This is a genomic window from Geodermatophilus poikilotrophus, assembly GCF_900111455.1.
In the GTDB taxonomy this organism is placed as follows: Bacteria; Actinomycetota; Actinomycetes; order Mycobacteriales; family Geodermatophilaceae; genus Geodermatophilus; species Geodermatophilus poikilotrophus.
The window spans coordinates 1-3,631 of the sequence record NZ_FOIE01000016.1 but is presented as its reverse complement, the minus strand read 5'-3'; the positions used below and the strand labels follow the sequence as shown (position 1 = coordinate 3,631).

Here is a 3,631-nt window from a genome sequence, read left to right as displayed (position 1 = left end):
GCCGTAACACTGTGAACCTGACCGACCGGATCCCGGTTGGTGCGTTCAGAACCGCACAGTGGACGCTGTTTGCTACGCATGATTCTTCGACCGTCACCCCGCACACCTGGTGTGGGGGTCGTTGTGGTCGTGTGGTCAAGCCCTCGGCCTGTTAGTACCGGTCAGCTCCACACCTCGCGGTGCTTCCACCTCCGGCCTATCAACCCGCTGGTCTGGGCGGGGGCCTTACCCCATTGACTGGGTGAGAGACCTCATCTTGAAGCGAGCTTCCCGCTTAGATGCTTTCAGCGGTTATCCCTGCCGAACGTAGCCAACCAGCAGTGCACCTGGCGGTACAACTGGCACACCAGAGGTTCGTCCGTCCCGGTCCTCTCGTACTAGGGACAGCTCTTCTCAAGTCTCTTACGCGCACGGCGGATAGGGACCGAACTGTCTCACGACGTTCTAAACCCAGCTCGCGTACCGCTTTAATGGGCGAACAGCCCAACCCTTGGGACCTACTCCAGCCCCAGGATGCGACGAGCCGACATCGAGGTGCCAAACCATCCCGTCGATATGGACTCTTGGGGAAGATCAGCCTGTTATCCCCGGGGTACCTTTTATCCGTTGAGCGACACCGCTTCCACATGCCGGTGCCGGGTCACTAGTCCCAGCTTTCGCTCCTGCTCGACCCGTCGGTCTCACAGTCAAGCTCCCTTGTGCACTTGCACTCGACACCTGATTGCCAACCAGGCTGAGGGAACCTTTGGGCGCCTCCGTTACATTTTGGGAGGCAACCGCCCCAGTTAAACTACCCACCTGACACTGTTCCTGATCCGGATCACGGACCGAGGTTAGACATCCAATTCGACCAGAGTGGTATTTCAACGGCGACTCCATCCACACTGGCGTGCGGACTTCACAGTCTCCCACCTATCCTACACAAGCCGAACCGAACACCAATATCAAGCTGTAGTGAAGGTCCCGGGGTCTTTCCGTCCTGCCGCGCGTAACGAGCATCTTTACTCGTAGTGCAATTTCGCCGAGCCTGTGGTTGAGACAGCTGAGAAGTCGTTACGCCATTCGTGCAGGTCGGAACTTACCCGACAAGGAATTTCGCTACCTTAGGATGGTTATAGTTACCACCGCCGTTTACTGGCGCTTGAGTTCTGAGCTTCGCCCCGAAGAGCTAACCCGTCCCCTTAACGTTCCAGCACCGGGCAGGCGTCAGTCCGTATACATCGTCTTACGACTTCGCACGGACCTGTGTTTTTAGTAAACAGTCGCTTCTCACTGGTCTCTGCGACCCCCCTCCGCTGCCCCAGGCACGCTGGTTGACGGGCGAGGGTCCCCCTTCTCCCGAAGTTACGGGGGCATTTTGCCGAGTTCCTTAACCACAGTTCGCTCGATCGCCTCGGTATTCTCTACCTGACCACCTGAGTTGGTTTGGGGTACGGGCCGCTCGGAACTCGCTAGAGGCTTTTCTCGGCAGCATAGGATCATCCCATTCACCGCAATCGGCTATGCGTCAGGCCTCACCCACGTGCGCCACGGATTTGCCTATGGCGCGGGCCACACCCTTGCACCGGTACTACCACTCACCGGTAGGACTACCTTCCTGCGTCACCCCATCGCTTGCCTACTACCAGTCCGGATCCCGCGCTAGTCCCCGCATCCGATCCTCGAAAGAACCGGACCCGGGTGTTCGGGCGGTTAGCATCGCTGGGTTCAGCATGGGCGTTCCTTCGCGGGTACGGGAATATCAACCCGTTGTCCATCGACTACGCCTGTCGGCCTCGCCTTAGGTCCCGACTCACCCTGGGCGGATTAGCCTGGCCCAGGAACCCTTGGTCTTCCGGCGGGGGAGGTTCTCACTCCCCTCTCGCTACTCATGCCTGCATTCTCACTCGCGTGGCGTCCACGGCTGGATCCCTCCGCCGCTTCACCCGCCACACGACGCTCCCCTACCCACCCCAGCCCCTGGCCGGCGCCCCAAGAGGCGACGACGGGGACGTGCTGGAGTGCCACGGCTTCGGCGGTGTGCTTGAGCCCCGCTACATTGTCGGCGCGGAACCACTTGACCAGTGAGCTATTACGCACTCTTTCAAGGATGGCTGCTTCTAAGCCAACCTCCTGGTTGTCTCTGCGATCCCACATCCTTTTCCACTTAGCACACGCTTAGGGGCCTTAGCCGATGATCTGGGCTGTTTCCCTCTCGACTACGAACCTTATCGCCCGCAGTCTCACTGCCGCGCTCTCACTTACCGGCATTCGGAGTTTGGTTGACGTCAGTAACCTTGTGGGGCCCATCGGCCATCCAGTGCTCTACCTCCGGCAAGAAACACGCGACGCTGCACCTAAATGCATTTCGGGGAGAACCAGCTATCACCGAGTTTGATTGGCCTTTCACCCCTACCCACAGCTCATCCCCCAGGTTTTCAACCCTGGTGGGTTCGGTCCTCCACGCGGTCTTACCCGCGCTTCAACCTGGCCATGGGTAGATCACTCGGCTTCGGGTCTAGAGCACGCGACTCACATCGCCCTGTTCGGACTCGCTTTCGCTACGGCTACCCCACACGGGTTAACCTCGCCACGTACCACTAACTCGCAGGCTCATTCTTCAAAAGGCACGCAATCACCACCCGCCCGAAGGCGCAGCAGCTCTCACGGCTTGTAGGCACACGGTTTCAGGTACTATTTCACTCCCCTCCCGGGGTACTTTTCACCTTTCCCTCACGGTACTCGTCCGCTATCGGTCACCAGGGAGTATTCAGGCTTAGCGGGTGGTCCCGCCGGATTCACACCGAATTCCACGGGCTCGGTGCTACTTGGGAAACACGTTCGGGAGGTGCAGCGTTTTCGTGTACGGGGCTCTCACCCTCTACGGCGACCCCTTCCAGAGGCCTTCCACTAACGACTGCACTTTCTCACTCCCTCGCCAGCCGGCAGACTGGCGCGAACGGTCCCACGACCCCGCCTCCACAACCCCTGCCGGGTATCACATGGAAACGGTTTAGCCTCATCCGCTTTCGCTCGCCACTACTCACGGAATCACGGTTGTTTTCTCTTCCTGTGGGTACTGAGATGTTTCACTTCCCCACGTTCCCTCCACACGCCCTATGTGTTCAGGCGCGGGTCACACCACATGACTGGTGCGGGGTTCCCCCATTCGGACATCCTCGGATCAACGCTCGGTTGGCAGCTCCCCGAGGCTTATCGCAGCCTCCTACGTCCTTCATCGGCTCCTGGTGCCCAGGCATCCACCGTGTGCCCTTAACAACTTGGCCACACAACTACAACAAACCCCACGCCCCACACCGACCACGCACCACTCCTCCGAAGAGGAGCACGCCACGTGACCGACGCCTAAGCGCGGGCCTGCAATCAAAGAAGATGCTCGCGTCCACTGTGCAGTTCTCAACGACCAACCGGCCACCGCCCGGACACGCCCCGCCGAACCCCACCACCCCATCCCCACAGGAGGGGAGGAGACGGCGGGTGGTACGAGGACCCGAACGGCCCCGACACGAGTTCACCGACCACCCCGACCGACGAACGCTTGCGCGTCCACCGCCGGGGGGTCCGCTCCCTCAGGACCCAACAGCGTGCCTACGACCGGAACGCCCGCGCACCGCTCCGTTCCCCACGGCCC

At 60.4% G+C, this 3,631-nt stretch carries 1 rRNA gene; it reads right to left on the bottom strand.

Going from position 1 to position 3,631, the window contains the following annotated elements:
* Positions 1-131: 131 nt before the first annotated feature.
* A 23S ribosomal RNA gene (locus BMW27_RS22725) occupies positions 132-3,266 on the bottom strand.
* Between the last annotated feature and the right edge of the window lie 365 nt (positions 3,267-3,631).